Below are 20,515 nucleotides of genomic sequence, written 5' to 3'. Positions count from 1 at the left end.
AGGACGAACTGCATCTCGAGGCCGAGGGCTTTGCCCGGCGCGTTGCCGAGCATCTGGCCGATGCACTGCAGAAGCAGCGCTATGACGAGTTGCGCATCGCCGCGGCGCCGCGCTTCCTCGGCCTGCTGCGCAAGCACCTGCCCGCGCAGGTCGCCAACGTGGTGACCGAGGAAGTCGACAAGGACCTGGTGCATCTGCCCGAGCGCGAACTGACCGAACGGCTGTTTGCCGTCAGGTTTGCCGGCGATCGGTCCGGCGGCCAGGCCGCGGGCTGAGCGCGAGGCCGCCATGCCGCGCCGCGCGGTGGGCGCGGTCCGTAATCTCTACGGACTGCTGAAGGACACGGTCAGCGCCTGGATCGACGACTACGCGCCCAGCATGGGCGCGGCGATCGCCTACTACACGGTGTTTTCGGTGGCGCCGCTGCTGCTGATCGTCATTTCGGTGGCGGGCGTGGTGTTCGGCGCCGAGGCGGCGCGCGGGGCCATCGTCACCGAACTGCAGGGCTTTATCGGCACCGAGGGCGCGAAGGCGATCGAGGACATGCTGGCGGCGGTCAGCGAGCCGGCGACCAGCACGCTGACGACGCTGGCCGGCCTGGTCACGCTGCTGATCGGCGCGACCACGGTATTCGCGGAACTGCAGAGCGCGCTCGACCGCATCTGGCGCGTGCCGGAACGGCAGAAGAGTTCCGGGCTATGGGGACTGCTGCGCGCGCGCGTGCTGTCATTCGGCATGATCCTCGGCATCGGCTTCCTGCTGATCGTCTCGCTGCTGGCCAGCGCCGCGCTGGCGGCACTGTCGCGCGGTTGGGCGCCGCTCTTCGGAGAGGAAGAAGCGGTAGCCCATATCGTCGATTTCGTCTTCAGCCTGGCCGTGATCACCACGGGGTTCGCGATGATCTACAAGATCATGCCGCGCGCCCGCGTGCGCTGGCCCGACGTCTGGCTCGGCGCGCTGGTGACCGCACTGCTGTTCACGTTCGGCAAGTTCCTGATCGGCCTGTATATCGGCAAGACCGGCGTGGCGTCCGGCTACGGCGCCGCGGGCTCGCTGGTGGTGCTGCTGGTCTGGGTCTACTACTCCGCGCAGATCTTCCTGCTCGGGGCGGAATTCACCTGGCTGTACGCGCACCGCTACGGCTCGCTGCGCGGGCAGCAGCCGGCCGAACGGACGGTGGCTGTCAAACCTGGCCGCTACGTCGAGCCGCAGGAGCTCAGGGGCCCGCCCGAAGGGCAGGGGCGGCACCAGGGGCCGTGAGTCCCATGTCGCCGAAGCACGCCAGGCAGTGCCACACTTTCTTCAGATCCTGAGAGTCGTGCCTGCCGCCGCGGGCCGCCTCGCCGATCAGCGCGGGCGTCAGCCAGCCGCCGCGTGCCAGCGCGCAGCCCAGTTCGACGTAGCGCGGGCCGCGATAGCCGGGGTGGCGGCGCAGTTCGTCGACCGACAGCCGGAAGCCCGCATGCCATTCCAGCGCGCAAGGCAGCGCGCGGGCCATCGCCTCGATTTCGGTGCCGCGATAGCAGGGATCGAGCACCAGCGCCTCGACATCGCGCGCCAGATCGACCGGTCCGTGCACCTGCGCCTCGATATAGTCATCGAGCGGGTCGGGCTGCGGCGTGGCTGCCAGCGCCATCAAGCCCATGCGCTCGGACACACCGAACGCGGTGGGCTCGTAGACGCTGTCCGGATAGCAGAAGGTGGTGCGGCCCAGCACCGCGCCGGTCAGCCGCAGATGCGCCGAGCCGAAGCGCGGCGAGCCGCCGGTGGCTCGGCGGCGGAAATCGAGCGCGCCGTACTTCGGGCGCTCGGCCGGCGCGGCGTCATCGTAGGCGCCGCCGAACAGCCGGCTCTCCCACTGCCAGCGGTCGCCGCCGGGGTGCGCGGTCAGTCCGCCATTGCTGGTGCCGGTCTCGAACTGCGAGCGATAGACCCCGTCGTTGGCAAGCGCCTGCAGGAACGGCACGCCGCGGTGCAGGCGGTCGGGATGGAAATTGAGCGTGACGCGCAGCGTCGGGTCGATCGGCTCGCCGAGGCTGCGTGCGGCGACATGGGCGAGGGCGCGCGCCTGCGGAGAATCCGGGGGCGGCACCCATGCATTGCGGGCATCGATGGCGTGGACGGGCATGACGGTCGCTCGGCGTTCGGCTGGCTTGCGGCTTGATCTTGCGCTCACCGCGTCGGCGCTCACTGCGCGCCTTGCATTCTAACGTCGCCGATGCCGATGCCGATGCCGATGCCGATGCCGATGCCTGTCCTTCGTCCCATCAAGCCTGCATGCCGTCCAGTACCTTGTCCAGCGTCAGCGGATAGCTGCGCAACCGGATGCCGGTCGCGTTGAACACGGCGTTGGCCAGCGACGCCCCGGCGCCGCAGATGCCAAGCTCGCCGACGCCCTTGGCGCCGAGCGGATTGGCCTTGTCGTCGTATTCGTCGAGAAACACCGCGTCGATCGCCGGGATGTCCGCGTGCGCGGGCACGTGGTAGCCGGCCAGGTCGCGGTTGACGAAGGCGCCGTAGCGCGGGTCCACCGTGGTCTCTTCCATCAGCGCCGCGCCGACGCCCCAGATCATGCCGCCGATCATCTGCGAGCGCGCCGTCTTCGGGTTCAGGATGCGGCCGGCCGCAAACACGCCCAGCATGCGCCGCAGCCGGATTTCGCCGGTATCGATGTCGACGCCGACCTCCGCGAAATGCGCGCCGTAGGCGTGCTGCGAATAAGTCTGGTATTCCGGACCGCGCTGCACCTCGCCGGTGACGCTGAGCCCGTCGGGCATCGCACGTGCGAGCAGCGCGCCCACCGGCTCCGATCTGCCACCGGCATGCAGGCGGCCGTCCGCCAGGCGAGCCTGCGCCGGGTCGGTGCCGAACAGCGGCGAGGCGCGGTCCGCCGCGGCGACCTCCGCAAGCCGGCGGCACAGCGCGGCGCAGGTATTGAACACGGCCGAGCCGGTGCTGGCCGCACCCCAGGAGCCGCCGGAGCCCGGTGTCGGCGGAAAGTCGCTGTCGCCCATCTCGACCAGCACCGCCTGCAGCGGCAGGCCCAGTGATTGGGCCGCGATCTGCGTCAGGATCGTATAGGTGCCGGTGCCGATATCGGTCATCGATAGCCGCACGCGGGCGGTGGCATCGCGATACAGCGTGACCTCGGCCCTGGACGCCTGCAGGTAGTTGGGCCGGATCGCCGCCGACATGCCGTAGCCGATCAGCCAGCGTCCGTCGCGCATATTGCCCGGTGTCGTGGGCCGGCGCGACCAGCCGAATCGATCGGCGCCCTCGCGCATGCAGGCGACCAGTCCGCGCGTGGAGAAGGGGACGTTGCGCTCGGGATCGACGCGCGGCTCGTTGCGGATGCGCAGTTCGATCGGGTCCATTCGCAGCGCATGCGCCAGCTCGTCAACCGCGCACTCCAGCGCCAGCGCGCCCGGGGCTTCGCCCGGCGCGCGCATGATGTCCGACGGCGGCAGGTCCAGCCGCACCAGCCGATGGCTGGTGCGGCGGTTAGGCGCCGCATACAGCGAGCGCGTGAAGGCCGCGGTCTGCTCGGCGAATTCGTCGTACATCGCGGTCTGCTCGATGACGTCGTGCGCCAGCGCGGTCATGCGGCCATCGCGGCCGGCGGCCAGGCGGATGCGCTGGCGTGTTTCCGTGCGATGGTTGGTGTTGGCGAACATCTGCTGCCGCGTCAGCGTGACCTTGACCGGCCGCCCTGTCATGCGCGCGCCGATCGCCGCCAGGATCGCGTCGGCATGGGTCGGCACCTTGGAGCCGAAGCCACCGCCGACATGCTTGCAGACCACGCGCACATTCTCGGCCGGCAGATTCAGCGTGCGCGACACCGCGATCTGGCAGGTGTCGACCATCTGCGTCGAGGTATGGATCAGCAGCCGGTCTCCCGACCACTGGGCGACAGTGCCGTGCGGCTCCATCGGGTTCACGTGTTCGTACGGGGTCGTATAGGTGGCGTCGATTCGCACCGGCCCGGCGGCGAACGCGGCATCGAAGTCGCCGACCGCAGTGTCGTGCGGCATGCCGGCATTGATGCCGTCCGGCACGTAGGCGTTGCGAAGCTCGGCGGTCATGTCGAATTTCGCGCCCCATTCGGGCGTGTACCGCACCCGCACGCGCGCCGCGGCATCGCGCGCGGCCTCGAACGAGTCGGCGATCACCAATGCCACCGGCTGGCCGTAGTGGCGCACCTGGTCGCTGTCCAGCATCGGCTTGGGCCGCTCGAAGCGCCGCGCGACCTTGGGCGGCCCATAGGGCGACTGCGCCGGCGCGTTGCGATGCGTGACGATCAGGATCACGCCGGGCATCTGCGCGGCGTCCTCGGTATCGATGGCGGCGATGCGGCCGCGCGCGATCGCGCTTTCGACGAGGTAGCCGTAGGCGAGCGGGCCGTTGGGCACGTGATCGCAGGCGTAGACGGCGCGGCCCGTGACCTTGAGGCGCCCCTCGACCCGGTCGACCGGCGTGCCGATCCATTGCTGGCCGGCGTTTGGATCTCTCCGCTGGCGCTGCTGAAGTTCATCCATGGTGGGCTCCGTCGCGTTGCGATGCCTGCGTCAGGCTGGCCTGCAATACCCGCCTGGCCAGCGGAATCTTGAAGTCGTTGCCGCCGAAGCCGCGCGCGCCGGCCAGCGCCGTATCGGCGGCACGGGCGAACAGCTGCGCGGACGGCGCCTTGCCGGTCAGCATGGCCTCGGCCTCCGGCACGCGCCAGGGACGATGCGCGATGCCGCCGAAGGCCGCGCGCACGTTCTGCAGGCGGCCGCCTTCGACCTGCGCGATCAGCGCCACCGACACCAGTGCGAAAGCGAACGAGGCCCGGTCGCGCACCTTGCGGTACGACTGCACGCCGGGCGGGGGCGGCGGCAGCACGACCGCGCCGATCAGCTCGCCGGGCGCCAGATCGGTTTCCAGATGCGGTGTCTGTCCCGGCGCGCGATAAAGCTGGTGGATCGGGATCACGCGCATGCGCCCATCGGGCTGCACGGTCTCGATGCGCGCGTCGAGCGCGCTCAGCGCGACCGCCATGTCGGACGGATGCACGGCGATGCAGGCCTCGCTGTGGCCGAACACCGCATGCATGCGGTTGCTGCCGCGCAGCGCCGCGCATCCCGAACCCGGCTGCCGCTTGTTGCACGGCATCGCCGTGTCGTAGAAGTAGGGGCAACGCGTGCGCTGCAGCAGGTTGCCGGCGGTGGTGGCCTTGTTGCGGATCTGCGCGGAGGCGCCCGACAGCAGCGCGCGCGTCAGCAGCGGATAGCGTTCGCGCACCAGCGGATGGGCCGCCAGATCGCTGTTGCGCACGGTTGCGCCGATGCGCAGCGTGCCGTCGGCGCCGGCCTCGATGCCATGCAGCGGCAGCGCATTGACGTCGACCAGCCGGGCCGGGCGCTCGATCTGCAGCTTCATCAGGTCGAGCAGATTGGTGCCGCCGGCGATGAAGCGCGCGTCGGGCTGTGCCGCCGCCGCGATCGCTTCCCTGAGCGCGGTCGGGCGTTCGTAGCTGAATGGCCTCATCGCTGGCTCCCGGCCGCGCTGCGGATCGCGGCGACGATATTCGGATAGGCGCTGCAACGGCACAGGTTGCCGCTCATGCGCTCGCGCACCTCGGCCTCGCTCAGGTCCTGCAGCGACACCGTGCGGGCGCCGCTCAGATCGGCGCTGGCATGGCTCGGCACGCCGTCCGCGACCTCGCGCAGCATGCCGACCGCGGAGCAGATCTGCCCGGGCGTGCAGAAGCCGCACTGGAAGCCGTCGTGCGCGATGAAGGCGGCCTGCACCGGATGCAGTTGCCCGTTGCGCTCGAGCCCTTCGATCGTGGTGATCTCGTCCTGCTGGTGCATCACCGCCAGCGTCAGGCACGCGTTGATGCGGCGGCCGTTCAGCAGCACCGTGCAGGCGCCGCATTGCCCGTGGTCGCAGCCCTTCTTGGTGCCGGTCAGATGCAGCGTCTCGCGCAGCGCGTCGAGCAGCGAGGTGCGGACATCGAGCGCGAGCCGATGGCGTTTGCCGTTAACCGTCAGTGTGACGGGCTCGTTCGGGGTGCCGCCGGCGGCCGGCATCGGCTCGCTGGCGGCGGCCGCCGTTTGCGCGCCGGCCGGAGCGCAGGGCAGTACCGTGACGCCGCCGGCGGCCACCGTGGTGCCGAGAAACGCGCGCCGGCTGAGCCGCGGCGTGCCTGTATCGTCGTTGCGATCTCTCATGTGGGGGCTCCCGAGTCGAGGTGACGGGCGCGGTGCTGGCGTCGATGGATCGGTGTGGAACCGGCGCGGCAGCAGCGCGTTCTGGCGCAGTTTGCGCAATCGGCTGATCGCCTGGTAGCCTCGGCGCGGTTGAAACCTCTTCAACCGAATGACACGGAACGAGGCAGCGCCTCGGGTTGGCGGCGATGGCGTCAGCGCATCGTCACGACGCTGTCAGCGTGGTGACAGTTTCGGGTCAGCAGCCTGTCAGCGCATTGCCGCGATACTGCAAGCCAGGGTGACGCCGGGCGCGACGCCGGGCGCTATGAAGCCCCGCGCGGCGGGCGGCACGTTCCCCACTTTGAACCGCATCGACAGGATGGCGCGATGGACCGCTTGCGGGCGCTGACGGTATTCGTGCGTGTGGCCCAGGCTCGCAGCTTCAGCCAGGGCGCGCGCGAGCTTGGCATGACGCCGCAGGCGGCGAGCAAGCAGGTGATGCTGCTGGAACGGATGCTCGGCGTGCGGCTGCTGCACCGTACCACGCAGAAGGTCGGGCTGACCCGCGAAGGCGAGTTGCTGCTGGCGCAGTGCCAGCGCCCCGTCGAATCGCTCGAGGTGGCGCTGCGCCATATCGATGGCGACCGCGAGCAGGTGGCGGGCGTCGTCCGCGTCGCGGCGCCGTATTCGCTGGCGCATCGCTATGTCGCGCCGGCGATCGGCGAATTCGTGCAGACGTATCCCGACGTCGCGGTCGAGCTGATGGTCGGCGATCATCTGACCGATGTGATCGAGCAGGGCATCGATATCGGCCTGCGTACCGGCACGCTGCCCGACAGTTCTCTGGTCGCGCGGCGCATCGCGCCGCTGCAGCTGATCGTCTGCGCGGCGCCGGCCTATCTGGAGCGGCACGGCGTGCCGAAAAGCATCGCCGAGCTGGAGCGGCATCGCTGCACCAGCTTCCTGCATCCGCGCACGGGCAAGGTGTTTCCGTGGGAGTTCCTGGTCGACGGCGAGATCGAAACGCGCATCTTCGCGCCGTTCGTCGCGACCAACGATGTCGATGCCGAGGTCGAGGCGGTGGCCAGCGGCGCCGCGATCGGGCAGTTCTTCCAGTATGCGGTGGCGCAGCATCTGCGCGCCGGGCGGCTGGTGCCGGTCCTGCCGCAGCATGTGACCGAGCGCTACGGCGTGTTCCTGTACATGCCGGCGCGGGCGCATGTGCCGCGGCGCAACCGCCTGCTGGCGGATTTTCTGGTGCAGACGCTGGCAGCGCATCCGGACTTCGCGCGGCTGTCGCTGGGGACGGTCTTGCCGGTCAGGCGGCGGGCGTGACTGATCGGTTTGCGGGCGCCGCTTGCCCTCTCCCCCGACCCCTCTCCCGCAAGCGGGAGAGGGGAGCCGAACGTCGGTCTATCCGTGCGGTCGGCTCCTTTTCACCTCTGTCCCGCTTGCGGGACAGAGACGCAGAGCAGCAGTTTGCCAGTGTCGTCGCGCGCCGCTTTTCTCCCCCTCTCCCGCTTGCGGAAGAGGGGGGCAGAGTCGCGGTTTACCAGTGTCGTCGTGCGCCGCTTTTCTCCCCTCTCCCGCTGGCGGGAGAGGGGCGGGGGAGAGGGCAGCGGCGCTCGACGTGCGACAGCGCCTCACCGTGCCATCACGACGCCGGACACGGCAATGCCGCCGCGATCTGCGGGCGGGCCTGCGCGACGCCAGGCGAATCGTCCGCGCTGACCGTGTTGTCGGTGAACCTGCAGCCGTAATCCGGCCTCGCCACCGTGGCCGCGTCGAGCACGTCGTCGCCCGCGGGTCTCGTGCCGCCCTGTTCCCACTGCACCATTGCCTCGAACGCCGCCTTCTGCTCGGCCACGGTGAAATCGCAATGGCTGACGCCACGGATCGCGCGCTGCACCAGCCACTGCGCGGTGCCCTGCGCATCGGCCCGCCGCTTGTAGATCTGCTGCATGCTGAACGGCACGTACATGTCCCCCAGCGTATGCAGCGTGACGACCGGCACGTTGATGCGCGCATTGGTCTTCGGAATCCAGCGCAGGCCGTCGCGCCGCAGGCGATTGGCCTCGGGGTCGGCCCGGGCGCGCAGGATGGTGTCGTTCAGCGTGGTCTCCTCGGCGGACAGCGCCGGATCGCTGTCGAGCTGATACACGATGCTGGTGGTCGACACGCCGTTGCGGTTCAGGATGCCGTTGATGGTGCCGTCGCCGCCGAACGTGCCCCACACTGTGTTCTGCACCGGGCCGGCAAAGCCTTGATCGAACATGGGCCGGGCGCCGCCGGTCAGGTTCTGCACGATCGCCTTGACCTTGTCGCCCTGCGCGGTGGTCGCGCTCGGGAAGGTCGTGAACAGCGCGTCGCGCACCGCCGGCCCGATCTCGGCCCAGTTGGTCACCGGCCATGCCGTGGGCGGACGGCCGGCATACTGCTGCGCCGCCAGCTGATAGGCCGCGAAGTAGTCGAACAGTTCGGTGTCGCCCATCACGCCGCACATCGGCACCGCGCCGTGATAGCGGACCTTGTTGTTGGCGGTGTCCAGCGTTTCCTGGTCCACCGCAGCGGCCGCGATATGGCCGCCCATCGAGTGGCCGACGATGTAGACGCGGCTGGGCGGCGCTAGCGGGCGCCGGTTCTGCGCGGCGATCTGCACGAAGGCCAGCGCCAGCGCATTGGTGTCCTCGACGCCGGCGCGCACGTCGTAGTAGTTCTTGCTGTAGCTTGACGCCGCCCACGCGTAGCCGGCCTCGATCAGATGGCGGCGGATGCTGGGCGTGGTGACGCCCAATGCCGCGCCGGTTCCGGCATAGCCGTGCGCGTACATCACCAGCTTGCCGTTCCACTGCTTCGGAACCTCGATGCGATAGCCGGAGCCCTTCAGCGTGCCGGTCCAGCGGTCGGTCTCCGGGGCGTTGGGCAGTGCCTCGAAGGCAAGGGCGGCTTCGTTGACGGTGAAGGTGCGGCTGTCCTGGGCGCGGGTCTCTTCTGGCTGGCGCGGGGGATCGTCGTCGTCCCCGCCGCAGCCGGCGAGCGGCAATGCGGCGGCCAACGCCAGCGCCAGGGCGGCGCGCGTGGTGAGCTGCATGGTTTGTCTCCTCGTTATCTCGTTTTCGACTTCGGGAGGCCTTCGCCTTCATGCCGCACTGCCACATCGCTTCGTCACGAAAACGAACGACCGTGCACGAAGTCTAAAGACGAGGAGACAAAAAGTAAAAGAAAAGCCGCCCGGTGTTTCGCGCTGCGAAATAAACGCCGGGCGCTTCGTCGTTCCCGCGAAGGCGGGACCCGGCGACTAGTTGGAGGCCCAGTCGCTGAAGCCACTGGGTCCCCGCCTGCGCGGGGACGACGGGGAGGGATGCAGTGTTCAGCCGCGCTTCGGAATCTCCAGGCCGCGGATCACCGCCGGCCGCGCGACAAAGGCGTCGAGCACGCGTTGCACCTGCCGGAAATCGTCGAAGCCGACGAGCTCGCGGGCCTCGTAGAAGCCGATCAGGTTGCGGATCCACGGGAAGGTCGCGACATCGGCGATGGTGTACTGGTCCCCCATGATCCAGTCGCGGCCGGCCAGGTGTCTGTCCAGCACGCCGAGCAGGCGCCGCGACTCGGCGACGTAGCGGTCGCGCGGGCGCTTGTCCTCGTATTCCCGGCCGGCGAACTTGTGGAAGAAGCCGAGCTGGCCGAACATCGGGCCGACGCCGCCCATCTGGAACATCACCCACTGAATGGTCTGATAGCGCGCGGCCGGATCGGCGGGCAGCAGCTTGCCGGTCTTCTCGGCCAGGTACAGCAGGATGGCGCCGGATTCGAACAGGGCGAGCGGCTTGCCGCCCGGGCCGTCCGGATCGAGGATGGCCGGAATCTTGTTGTTCGGATTCAGCGACAGGAATTCCGGCGACAGTTGATCGTCGGTGTCGAACCGCACCAGGTGCGGCTCATAGGGGAGCCCGATTTCCTCCAGCATGATCGACGCCTTGACGCCGTTGGGCGTCGGCAGCGAATAGAGCTGAAGCCGGTCGGGATGTTGGGCGGGCCATTTGCGGGTGATCGGGTACGCGGAAAGATCGGGCATGGTTCCTTGGGTTGGGCTTGAGCTTGAGCTTGAGCTTGGGCTTGAGCTTGAGCTTGGGCTTGGGCTTGGGCTTGGGCTTGGGCTTGGGCTTGAGCTTGGGCTTGCTCTGGACGGACGCTCGCCGCCACGGCGGGCAGAGGCGATCATAAGCGCATTGCCGATGACGCGCCGGGCGGCGCGCGGCCGGAGCCACTGGCCGTTTTGGTACGATGCACGCTTCCCGAATCCGCAGTACTCCGTGTGAAGCGTCTCTTCCTACTCAGCGCCGGCCATGCCGGCGAGCGCGCGCCATGATGCGCGACCGACTGCGCAGCGCCCTCGCCGACTGGCGTGCGCGGCTGCGCCGGCCCACCGGCCGCCAGATCGCCTGGGGCGTGGCCGCGGTGCCCGTCCTGTTTCTCGCCTATACGCTGGTGCTGGTGCCGTTCACGCCCGGCATCAGCGATATCCGCAAGGCCAAATCCGAACGGCCGGCCCAGGTGCTGTCGGCCGACGGCAAGCTGCTGGCCGAGTTCAAGCGCGCCAACCGCGACTGGGTGCCGCTGGACAAGATCTCGCCGAACGTGGTGGCCGCATTGATCTCGACCGAGGACCACCGCTTCTACCAGCATTTCGGCCTGGACTGGCGGCGCACCGCGGCGGCGGCCTGGTACACGCTGTCCGGCGACCGGCAGGGCGGCTCGACGCTGACCCAGCAGCTGGCGCGCAACCTGTATCCGGAGGAAATCGGCCGCGCGGCCAGCGTGACGCGCAAGATCAAGGAAGCGATCACCGCGCTGAAGATCGAGGCGCTGTATTCGAAGGACGAGATTCTCGAGACCTATCTGAATACGGTGCCGTTCCTGTACAACGCGACCGGCATCGAGATGGCGGCACGCACCTATTTCGACAAGCCGGCCGACCGGCTCGACGTGCTCGAGAGCGCCACGCTGGTCGGCATGCTCAAGGGCACCAGCTACTACAACCCGGTGCTCAATCCCGAGCGCGCGGTGGAGCGCCGCAATACGGTGCTGGCGCAGATGGTCAAGCGCGGCAAGCTCAAGAGCGCGCAATTCGAGGCGCTGAAGAAGCGCCCGCTGCGGATCGACTTCGAACGCCAGACGCCGGAGGAGGGACCAGCCCCGCATTTCGCGCAGCAGCTGCGCAAATGGCTGATCGACTGGGCCGACCGCAACGACTACAACATCTACACCGACGGACTGGTGGTCCATACGACCATCGATTCGCGGCTGCAGGTGATGGCCAACCAGGCGGTCGCGCGCCAGGGGGCGCGGCTGCAGGGCATCGCCGATGCCGCGTGGTCCCCGCGCGGCGGCTGGAGCGCGAATCGCGCGCTGGTCGAGGCCTTCATGCGCGAGACCGCCCAGTACCGGGCCGCGCGCGAGGCGGGCCTGAGCGATGCCGACGCGCTGGCGCAGCTGCGCAAGGACGGTGACGCGATGCGGAAGCTGCACGAGCAGAAGACCCGCATCCAGGCCGGCTTCTTGGCGCTGGATCCGCGCAGCGGCGAGATCCGCGCGTGGGTCGGCAGCCGCGACTTCACCGACGACGCCTTCGATCACGTACAACAGGCAAGGCGCCAGCCCGGCTCGACCTTCAAGCCCTTCGTCTATGGCGCGGCCTTTGCGCAGGGCATTGGCCCCGACACGACGTTGCGCGACGAGGCGGTCGAGATCCGGCTGGCCGGCGGCGAGGTCTGGCGCCCGACCGACGGCGGCCCGCCGAGCGGGCGCGACCTGACGCTGCGCGACGGCCTGGTCTATTCGAAGAACACCATCACCGCGCAGCTGATGCAGCAGGTGGGCCCCGTGCGCGTGGCCAACTTGGCGCGGGCCATGGGCGTGCGGCAGAGCCGGCTCGATACGGTGCCCTCGCTGGCGCTGGGCACCAGTCCCGTGACGCTGAAGGAAATGGTCGCGGCCTACGGCACCATCGCCAACGGCGGCGCCTATCTGCAGCCGACCATGGTGACCCGCATCGAGGACCGCGACGGCCGGGTGCTGGAGTCCTTCCGCCCGGCGTCGCCGGAGCGCGTGTTGCCGCCCGCGGTCGCCTACACGCTGCTCGATGTGATGCGCGACGTGGTCGACCGCGGCACCGGCGCCAGCATCCGCAGCCGCTATGGCATCCGTGCCGACGTCGCCGGCAAGACCGGCACCACGCAGGACAACGCCGATGGCTGGTTCATCCTGATGCATCCGCAGCTGGTGGCCGGCGCCTGGGTCGGCTTCAACGACGCACGCGTGACGCTGCGCAGCGACTATTGGGGCCAGGGCGCGCACAGCGCGCTGCCGATCGTCGGCGACGTAGTCCGCCGCGCGTTGCAGACGCGGACCATCGATCAGCGCGTGCGCTTCGAGAACCAGCAGCAACCCGGCATGCTGGACCCGTGGCTGAAGTCGGTGGAGGGCTGGTGGGCACGCACCTTCGGCTCGGCGTCCGAGCCCGAGGCCACGGCCGACGTGCATGTCGCGCCCGCGCCGGCAGAGCGGCGGCAGGCGCCGGTGGACGACGGCATGGCTTCCGAGCCCGAGGTCCTCGACGAGCCCGAGCCGTTGCCGATGCCGACCGATCCGCAGGCGCCGGCGCCGTTCGGGGAACCGGTGCCCGGGTCCGGCCAGCCGGCATCGGCTGGGGCAGCGCCTGGGGCGATCAATGGAACAAACGGTGCGGCTGGCGCGGCCGGCACGAATGCGGGGCCGAATCCGGAGGGCTACCCGGGCACCTATCCGGGAGCGGCTGTCGGTACCGGCACCGGCGCTGGCACCGGCACCGGCAACCCCGCGCCGCCCGCGGTGCAGGGCAATGGAGCCGCGCAAGGCGCGGCCAACGGAGCGGCCGGGGCACGGCCATCGGCAACGTCGCCCACGCCGTCTGTTGCGCCGTCGCCGCACGCGGCACCGCCCGCCGTGCCGTCGGCACCGCCATCCACGCCGGCCGCATCGCCGGCACCGGTTCCAACACCGGCCCCGGCACCGCCGGCCACCAACGGCACGGCGAGCCCCAATGCCCCCGGCTGACCGCAGTAGTCGCCGCAGTGCCCCATGCGCTATGCTTGCGCGATTTGGTGAGGATAGGCGCGCACAATGGGCATCCTGAGCTTGAGCAATCTGGTGGCGGAGTTCCTGCTCGCGTTCTCCGCGCTGCTCAGTATCATCAACCCGTTCGGCATGGCCTTCGTGCTGTTCGACCGGACGCGCTTCCTGACCGTCGAGGAGCGCCGCAAGCTGAGCCGCCAGGTCGCGATCAATTCGCTGATCGTGCTGCTGGTGACGTTCTTCCTCGGCACCGCGATCCTTGGCTTCTTCGGCATCTCGCTGCAGGCGCTGCGCCTGGCCGGCGGCTTCGTGGTGGCGTTCAGCGGCTGGACCATGCTGAACGCGCCGACGCAGCCCGCCGAGAAGCGCATCGAATCGGTATCGACCGGCGATGTCACGCAGATGGCGTTTTTCCCGCTGACGATCCCGCTGACCACCGGCCCCGGGTCGATCGCCACCGCGATCGCGCTGAACGCCAGCCGCAGCCGCGAATGGCGCGATGCGATCGAGTCGGCGGTGGTGTCCGTGACGGTCAGCGTGGCGGTCGCGATCGTCGTCTACGTCGTCTACAGCCGCGCCGAGCTGCTGGCCCGGGTGCTCGGGCCGGAAGGCACCAATGTCGTCACGCGGCTGTCGGCCTTCCTGCTGCTGTGCATCGGCGTGCAGATCATGATGACCGGCATCAGCGAATACCTGACGTCGTTGCCGGGCCTGGGCTGATCCGCACGGCGGCCCGCAGGTTCGATCGCACCGACGGCAGGCCGGCCGCCGGCTAGTCCAGGCGGAACTGTCCCACCGCGCCGGTCAGCCTCGCCAGTTGCCGCTGCTGGCGCGCGACCTCTTCGGCGGTCTGGTCGACATGGTCGGCGTTCTGGCGCGCCGCCGCGTCGATGCCGGCGATATTCCCATCCACCTGATCGATGCCGGCGCGCTGTCCCCCGGTGGCGAGCGCCATCTGGTCGACGATGGCGGCGAGCCGCGCGACGCTGGCCTCGAGCTCGCCCATCGTGCTGCCGGCGGTACCGACCAGCTCGGAGCCCGCGCGTGCGCGATCGACCGATTCGCCGATCAGCGCGCGGATCTCCTTGGCCGCCGCTGCGCTGCGCTGGGCCAGCGTGCGCACCTCGCCCGCCACCACGGCAAAGCCGCGGCCCTGCTCGCCCGCGCGCGCGGCCTCGACCGACGCGTTCAACGCCAGGATATTGGTCTGGAATGCGATGCCGTCGATCACGCCGATGATGTCGGCGATCCGTTCGCTGGCCGCGTGGATCTCGCCCATCGTGCGGATGACCGAGCCGATCACCTCGCCGCCCTGCGCCGCCACCGCGCGCGACGTGCCCGCCAGCGTATGCGCCGCCTGCGCGTGGTCGGCGTTCTCGTGGGCGCTGCGGCGCAGCTCGCTCATCGCCGTGACGATTTCCTCCAGCGCGTGCTGCTGGCCGTGGGTCCGTTCGGCCAGCACCGTATTGCGCTGCAGGATGTCGCCTGACGCGGCCGCCGCCTCGGCGGCGCTGTCGCGGACCTGCAGCAGCGTGCCGCGCACTGCGTCCAGCGTGGCCTGGAACGAGCGCGCCAGCGCGCTGACGGGCTGCGGCTCGCCTGGGCGCGCGGGCGTCAGCGTCAGATAGCCGGGATCGCGGCCGATGCGCGCCGCCAGCGCCGCCAGTTCGCCGGCGGAACGGGCGTCGGCCTCCATGCGATAGGCCAGCACCACCAGCACCGCGGTCTGCACGACGACGAAGGCAGCGTGCAGCAGCACGATGCCCAGGCCCGGTTCCGTGAAGCAGATCACGCCCCAGCCCCAGGTCTGGAAGTAATTGAAGCTCAGGTGGTGCACCGCGATCAGCGCCGCGGCCAGCAGGATCGGGCGGAAGTCGCGATAGGCGAGCAGCACGGACAGCAGCACGAACACCGCGAAGTGGTACTCGGCCTGTCCGCGCGCCTGGTGGATCAGCAGCCCGACCATCGCCATCGAGATCGCCGCGGTAGCGAGCCGGGTGCCCAGCCGGCCCGGCAGCGCTGCCGCCCACAGGCTGGCCGCCACAGACAGCGGCAGGCCGACCGCGAGACTCGGACCGATGGTGCCGTAGCGCCAGCCGGCCAGCAGCGAGGCGGCCCACAGCAACCAGATCGTTCCGACCAGCAGGCGGTCGGCGCGCCGGTGAACGGCGGCCAGCAGCGTGCCGGCGGCCTGCGTCTCGGGCATGCGTGGATCCGGTCGCGCTGCGGTGCGATCCGCATCGGCGCGCAAAGCCAGTGTGCTGCTACCCATTCGATCCCCCCTGTCGTTGCAATCAGTTCGCATTCGTTGTGGATGTTGTTATCGCGGCTGCACGACGGCATGCCGCCGCACCGACGATATCGGCAGATTCGAGGTGGACCTGAGGCCGGATGCGGTCATGGTTTACCCGCAGGAAAGACGGGGTTTGCCGGTAAGGATTGCCAGCCCGGTTGTAAGGAGGCATCGGCAAGGCTAGCGGTCCGGCTCGTTGGAAGGGAAGCGCAGCCAGCCTGGCAGCGCAGGGAACGGATATGGCGGTGGCGGCATGAAAGTTGCGGCCGCACGGCCAGGTGCCGCGCGACAAGGCGTGGCGTTCGCCAACCTTTGCCAGACAGGAGAAAGCCCATGGCCACACCCGAGCAACTCCCGCCGCAGCATCAGGACCGGCAGCCCGGCCTGGAGAGCGAAATGCACCCGAAGCCCGACAGCGGCGCCGACGACTATGTCGGCAGCGGCCAGCTGACCGGCAAGGTCGCGCTGATCAGCGGGGGCGACAGCGGCATCGGCCGCGCCGTCGCGGTGGCGTTCGCCCGCGAGGGCGCCGATGTCGCGGTGGCCTATCTGAACGAGCACGAGGATGCCCGGGAGACCGCGCGGCTGGTCGAGGAAGCGGGCCGCCGCTGCCTGCTGATGGACGGCGACCTGGGCGATAGCGCCCATGCCGCGCAGGTCGTCGAGCGGACCGTCAAGGAGCTCGGCAAGCTCGACATCCTCGTCAACAACGCGGCCGAGCAGCATCCGAAGCAGCAGCCCGAGCAGATCGACGAGGGCCAGGTCGAGGCGACCTTCCGCACCAACGTCTTCGCGATGTTCCACCTGACCCGCGCCGCGCTGCCGCACCTGCAGCCGGGCTCGGCCATCGTCAATACCACGTCGGTCACCGCCTATCGCGGCAGCGCGCACCTGCTCGACTACTCGTCGACCAAGGGCGCGATCGTCTCGTTCACGCGCTCGCTGGCGCTGCAGGTGGTCAAGCGCGGCATCCGCGTCAATGGCGTGGCGCCGGGGCCGATCTGGACCCCGCTGATTCCGTCGACCTTCTCGCCGGAGCAGGTCGAGAAGTTCGGCAAGGAGACGCCGATGGGCCGCCCCGGCCAGCCGTTCGAGGTGGCCGCCGGCTTCGTCTTCCTGGCCTCGCGCGCGGCCAGCTACATCACCGGGCAGGTGCTGCATATCAACGGCGGCGAGGTGATCAACGGCTAGCGCAAAGGCAAGTTTCGTTGTGGCAAGGGACCGATGGGCCGGACCGGCGCCGGCCCATCGGGGTGGCGCTCGCGCTTGACGTTCAGGGCTCGGCGTCTAACCTGAAGGCTTGCTGGGGTAAGCTGCGCATTCGTGCAGTGGCCGCTATCGCGGTTGCCCGGTCCAGCCCTTGCCACCATGCCCCACAGCTATCTCGGTACGCGCCACTACTTCGCCACGCAGCGCCGCACGCTGGTGGCGCTGCTGTTCGGCGCGATCCTGTTCCCCGCGGCGGTGCTGGCGACCTGGGCGTGGCTGTCGCTGCGCGCCGACGTGGCCGAGGCCGAGCAGCGCTCGGCGCGGCTGGCGCGGGTGATCCAGGAGCACGCCAGCAAGGTCTTCGAAGCCAATCACCAGATCAACAGCCGCATTCGCGATGCCACCGCGGGCTGGAGCAACGCGCAACTTCGCCAGCACGAGGACGACATCCACACCCGTCTTGCCGATATCGTTGGCGGCCTGCCGCAGGCGTCGTCGCTGGCGGTCTACGACGAGCACGGCATGCTGCTGGCGAGCAGCCGCTTCTATCCGGTGCCGCGCGTATCGATCAGCGAGCGCGAGGATTTCCGTGCAATCGTCGGCGGGCTGCGTCCGTTCGACGTGACCGGTGTCGTCATCGACAAGGTGGTACCCGAGCGGGTCATCAACGTCAGCATGCCGCGCGTCGGCCCCGCAGCGGAAGTCGCCGGGCTGGTGTCGGTGGCCCTGCGCCCATCCTACTTCGCCGACTTCTATCGGGACGTGCTGAGCCAGGAGACCGGCGCCGAGGCCGCGCTGGTGCGCAGCGACGGCGTGGTCCTCGCGGCGTATCCGGACAGCATGCCCGAGCAGGCGCCCGATGCGGTGCGCGAATCGCTGCAACGGATATCGGAAGGGTCGGGCGACAGCGTCTCCAGGATGACGGGCCTGGGCGGCGACGACAGCATCGTCGCCAACTGGTCGATCGGCAGCGGACTGCTGCACGCGGTGGTGGGCATTCCGATGCGGGTGATTCACGCCCAGTGGCGGCACCGGCTGTATATCGGCGCGACCGTCGCCGCGATTCCCGCCTTCGCGCTGTGGGCGCTGGCCTGGATGAGCCTGCGCCGGCTCAAGCGCGAAGAGCAGTCGTATCTGCGCTGGCAGGAGGAGGTCACGCGGCGCCAGGAGGTCGAGGAACGCTATCGGCAGTCGCGCAAGCTCGAGGCGGTGGGGCATCTGATCACCTCGGTCGCGCACGACTTCCGCAACGTGCTGTCGGTGATCTCGTTCAATACCGATCTGATGATCACGCGTCCCGACGTTGCCCGCGAGAAGGCGCTGGCCGGCATCAAGCGCAGCGTGGCGAGCGGCGTCGCGCTGAGCAACCAGCTGATCGGCATGGCCCGCAAGCGCCAGCACCGCAAGGAGGTGCTGTTGCTGGCGCAGGAGGCGGAGGGGTGGACGCCGCTGATCCGCTCCGCGCTCGGTCCGCGCGTGCAGTTGCGCTACGAGATCGATCCGGCCTGCTGGCCGGTCTGCGCCGACAAGAACGAACTCGAGCTGGCGATGATGAACCTTGCATCGAATGCGCGCGACGCGATGCCCGGCGGCGGCCAGTTCGTCGTGGCGGCATCGAACGTGACGCTGGACGGCAGCCGTCCCGGCGGCATGCGCGGCAACTATGTTTGCCTGTCGGCGCGCGACAACGGCAAGGGCATGCCGCCCGAGGTGGTCGAGCGCGTGTTCGAGCCGCTGTTCACCACCAAGACCGCGGGGCTGGGCAGCGGCCTCGGCCTGGCGCAGGTGCACGACTTCTGCCGCGAAGTCGATGGCGTGGCGGTGATCGAATCCGAAGTCGCCAAGGGCACCACGGTGCGGCTCTATCTGCCGGCCTGGGAACATGGCGACAGCCATGCGCGGACCCGTTGGGGCGCCGGCGCCAGCGCGGTGCTGATCGTGGCCGATCAGCCGCGCAGTGTGCAGAGCGCCGTCGAATCGTTGCAGGCGACCGGCCACCGGGTCACGCTGGTGCGCGACGAGGCCGAGGCGATGGCGGCGACCGACCGCTACGGCTTCGATCTGGTGATCGCCGATGCGCGCCTTGGTCCCGCCCTTGGCGGACTGGCGCTGCGCGATCGCCTGACTCGCAGCTTTCCGTTCCTGCCAGTGATCCTGATGACCGACGACGCCGACATGATCGCGCTGGCGTCGGTGTCCGGGCTGCCGTTCCTGCTCAAGCCATGGAACGCGCAGACGCTGGTCAAGGCCGGCATCCTGGCGCCGTCCCGGGCGGTGGACGGACAGTCGAGCCCGTCGCGGCTGTAGCGCTCGGCCGCGCCCGCCCGCTGCCGATCAACCGGTACGGCGCAGCAGCGCGACCGGCAGCGGATCCAGCACGTCGGCGACGCGCAGCCGGCCATTGGGCGCGGACAGCGTGCGGCCGGTCAGCGCATCGGTCCAGCGGCTGGCGCCGGGCTCGCCGACGCACAGCAGCGTGTCGCCCCATGCCGCCTGCGCAATCGCCGGCCGGTCCTGCACCAGCCGTGCCGCGAGCCGCGCGGTGATCGCGATCACGCGATCGTCGCCGTGGCGCCGCTCGAACGCCAGCAGATGCGACGCCGCCGGTCCTTCGCCATGCAGCTGCCGATAGCCGCCGTCGCGGAACAGCGCCGGCTGTTGCTGCCGCGCGGCCAACAGTGCGCGCACCAGCTGTACCTTGATGCGGCCGTCGCGCCATTGCTCGAGCCAGCTCTGCCAGCCCGCGGTGCAGGCGAGCGCCGCCCGCAGCGCGTCGTAGTCGACCGGGCGGCGATTGTCGGGATCGACGAGGCTGAAGTCCCAGCCCTCCGTGCCCTGATAGCGGTCGGGGACGCCGGGCGCCGTCAGCTGCAGCAGCGTCTGCGCCAGGCTGTTCAGCGCGCCGGCCGGGGCGATGCGCTGCGCGAAACGCGCCACGTTGCCGAGCAGATCGCTGTGCGCCATCGCCTGCAGCAGTCCCGCATAGGCCTGCTCGTAGGCTTCGTCGGGCCGCGTCCAGTGGCCGTGCCGCTTCGCTTCGCGCACTGCCTTGATCTGCCACGCGCCGACGCGCTCTAGCAGCGTCTGCACGGCCGGGTCGCCGGCATCGCGGTCGGCGGGCAGTTCGGGTGGCCACATGCCCACCAGCGTCTGGTACAGCATCAGCCGGTCGGCGCCATCGGGGCCGGCGCGCTCGGCGGAACCGGCCAGCCGCAACGCCCGTGCCTCCCACTCGGCGACGGCCGCCTGCCATTCCGGCGCGAGCTCGCTGAGCACCGCCAGCCGCATCCGCATGTCCTCGCCGCGCTTGTGATCGTGGGTCGCGGTCGCCAGCATCGCGTGCGGCCAGACCTGCGCGCGCACCGTCATGCGGGCATGGAAGCGATCCGGCGGCATCGCCAGCGTGGCGGGGTGGCTGCCGACCTCGTTGCGCGACAGCAGCCGGCCGTAGCGGTAGAACATCGTGTCTTCGGCGGCCTTGGCGGCCAGCGGCGGCATCAGTTGCTGCACGCGGGCGCGCGCTTCGCGCAGCCCGGCGCTGGCGTGCGGACCCGCGCACAGCCAGGCCAGCAGCCGATCGACGGTCGCGGTGTCGTCCGGACGGACCGCGCGGCGGGCCAGTTCGGCGGCGGTCTCCAGCCGCAGCCGATCCTCGCGCGACCACGCGTGTTCGCCCAGATAGGTGCGATAGACCTCCAGCGGTTCGAGC

General features: G+C 69.8%; 14 protein-coding genes and 1 pseudogene. 7 read left to right on the top strand and 8 right to left on the bottom strand.

The annotated features are described in order from the left end of the window. Both B551_RS20415 and B551_RS20410 read left to right on the top strand, forming a co-directional pair. On the top strand, positions 1 to 275 hold a 275-nt coding region (locus B551_RS20415; protein ID WP_023264900.1), incomplete at its 5' end, for a host attachment protein. A gap of 13 nt (positions 276 to 288) precedes the next feature. Continuing rightward, entirely contained in the window at positions 289 to 1,260 is a 972-nt protein-coding gene (locus B551_RS20410) for a YihY/virulence factor BrkB family protein (protein WP_082928571.1), read from the top strand. Here the strand turns inward: B551_RS20410 and B551_RS20405 are convergent. From B551_RS20405 to B551_RS20390, 4 genes are all read right to left on the bottom strand, one after another. Then, entirely contained in the window at positions 1,217 to 2,128 is a 912-nt protein-coding gene (locus tag B551_RS20405; protein WP_023264898.1) for a DUF3626 domain-containing protein, read from the bottom strand. The two genes, B551_RS20410 and B551_RS20405, sit on opposite strands and share 44 nt — an antisense overlap. 139 nt (positions 2,129 to 2,267) lie before the next feature. Then, the gene (locus B551_RS20400; protein WP_006578814.1) at positions 2,268 to 4,535 is read right to left on the bottom strand and encodes a xanthine dehydrogenase family protein molybdopterin-binding subunit; all 2,268 of its coding nucleotides are present in this window, start codon (positions 4,533 to 4,535) and stop codon (positions 2,268 to 2,270) included. Then, positions 4,528 to 5,526, bottom strand: coding sequence for a xanthine dehydrogenase family protein subunit M (locus B551_RS20395; protein WP_006578813.1), 999 nt, complete (start codon positions 5,524 to 5,526; stop codon positions 4,528 to 4,530). Before B551_RS20395 ends, B551_RS20400 begins: the two co-directional genes overlap by 8 nt. Continuing rightward, positions 5,523 to 6,212, bottom strand: coding sequence for a 2Fe-2S iron-sulfur cluster-binding protein (locus tag B551_RS20390; RefSeq protein WP_023264897.1), 690 nt, complete (start codon positions 6,210 to 6,212; stop codon positions 5,523 to 5,525). The genes B551_RS20395 and B551_RS20390 overlap by 4 nt, the downstream gene beginning before the upstream one ends. A gap of 366 nt (positions 6,213 to 6,578) precedes the next feature. Here B551_RS20390 and B551_RS20385 point away from each other — a divergent pair, with 366 nt between their 5' ends. Continuing rightward, positions 6,579 to 7,526 carry a LysR family transcriptional regulator gene (locus B551_RS20385; protein ID WP_006576787.1) on the top strand — a complete coding sequence of 316 codons (948 nt, stop codon included), beginning with the start codon at positions 6,579 to 6,581 and terminating at the stop codon, positions 7,524 to 7,526. A 319-nt stretch (positions 7,527 to 7,845) separates the two neighbouring features. On the opposite strand, the gene B551_RS20380 is transcribed toward B551_RS20385, so the two are convergent. After that, the gene (locus B551_RS20380; RefSeq protein ID WP_006576786.1) at positions 7,846 to 9,282 is read right to left on the bottom strand and encodes a S9 family peptidase; all 1,437 of its coding nucleotides are present in this window, start codon (positions 9,280 to 9,282) and stop codon (positions 7,846 to 7,848) included. A 279-nt stretch (positions 9,283 to 9,561) separates the two neighbouring features. Next, on the bottom strand, positions 9,562 to 10,266 hold the full coding sequence (locus B551_RS20375; protein WP_006576785.1) for a glutathione S-transferase N-terminal domain-containing protein: 705 nt from the start codon (positions 10,264 to 10,266) through the stop codon (positions 9,562 to 9,564). A gap of 290 nt (positions 10,267 to 10,556) precedes the next feature. Between B551_RS20375 and B551_RS20365 the strand changes: the two genes are divergently transcribed. Continuing rightward, entirely contained in the window at positions 10,557 to 13,286 is a 2,730-nt protein-coding gene (locus B551_RS20365) for a penicillin-binding protein 1A (RefSeq protein ID WP_052511438.1), read from the top strand. A gap of 66 nt (positions 13,287 to 13,352) precedes the next feature. Beyond that, positions 13,353 to 14,024: a MarC family protein gene (locus B551_RS20360; protein WP_006578648.1), complete on the top strand. Its 672-nt coding sequence runs from the start codon at positions 13,353 to 13,355 to the stop codon at positions 14,022 to 14,024. 52 nt (positions 14,025 to 14,076) lie between these two features. Here B551_RS20360 and B551_RS20355 read toward each other — a convergent pair whose 3' ends face one another. Continuing rightward, a complete protein-coding gene (locus tag B551_RS20355) occupies positions 14,077 to 15,510 on the bottom strand; it encodes a methyl-accepting chemotaxis protein (RefSeq protein ID WP_023264894.1) in 1,434 nt (477 codons plus the stop codon). Between the two features lie 420 nt (positions 15,511 to 15,930). On the opposite strand from B551_RS20355, the gene B551_RS20350 reads away from it, so the two are divergent. Together B551_RS20350 and B551_RS20345 are read left to right on the top strand one after the other, a co-directional pair. Continuing rightward, positions 15,931 to 16,788 (top strand): SDR family oxidoreductase, encoded by an 858-nt coding sequence (locus tag B551_RS20350; protein WP_006579394.1) that lies wholly within the window; start codon positions 15,931 to 15,933, stop codon positions 16,786 to 16,788. A gap of 177 nt (positions 16,789 to 16,965) precedes the next feature. Continuing rightward, positions 16,966 to 19,113: an ATP-binding protein gene (locus tag B551_RS20345; RefSeq protein ID WP_006579395.1), complete on the top strand. Its 2,148-nt coding sequence runs from the start codon at positions 16,966 to 16,968 to the stop codon at positions 19,111 to 19,113. A 27-nt stretch (positions 19,114 to 19,140) separates the two neighbouring features. Here the strand turns inward: B551_RS20345 and B551_RS26750 are convergent. After that, positions 19,141 to 20,515 (bottom strand): annotated as a pseudogene (locus B551_RS26750) (malto-oligosyltrehalose synthase); the annotation flags it as partial.

Origin of the sequence: Cupriavidus sp. HPC(L), from assembly GCF_000307735.3 — a bacterium.
Classification (GTDB): domain Bacteria; phylum Pseudomonadota; class Gammaproteobacteria; order Burkholderiales; family Burkholderiaceae; genus Cupriavidus.
This window is presented reverse-complemented; position numbering and strand designations above follow the sequence as displayed.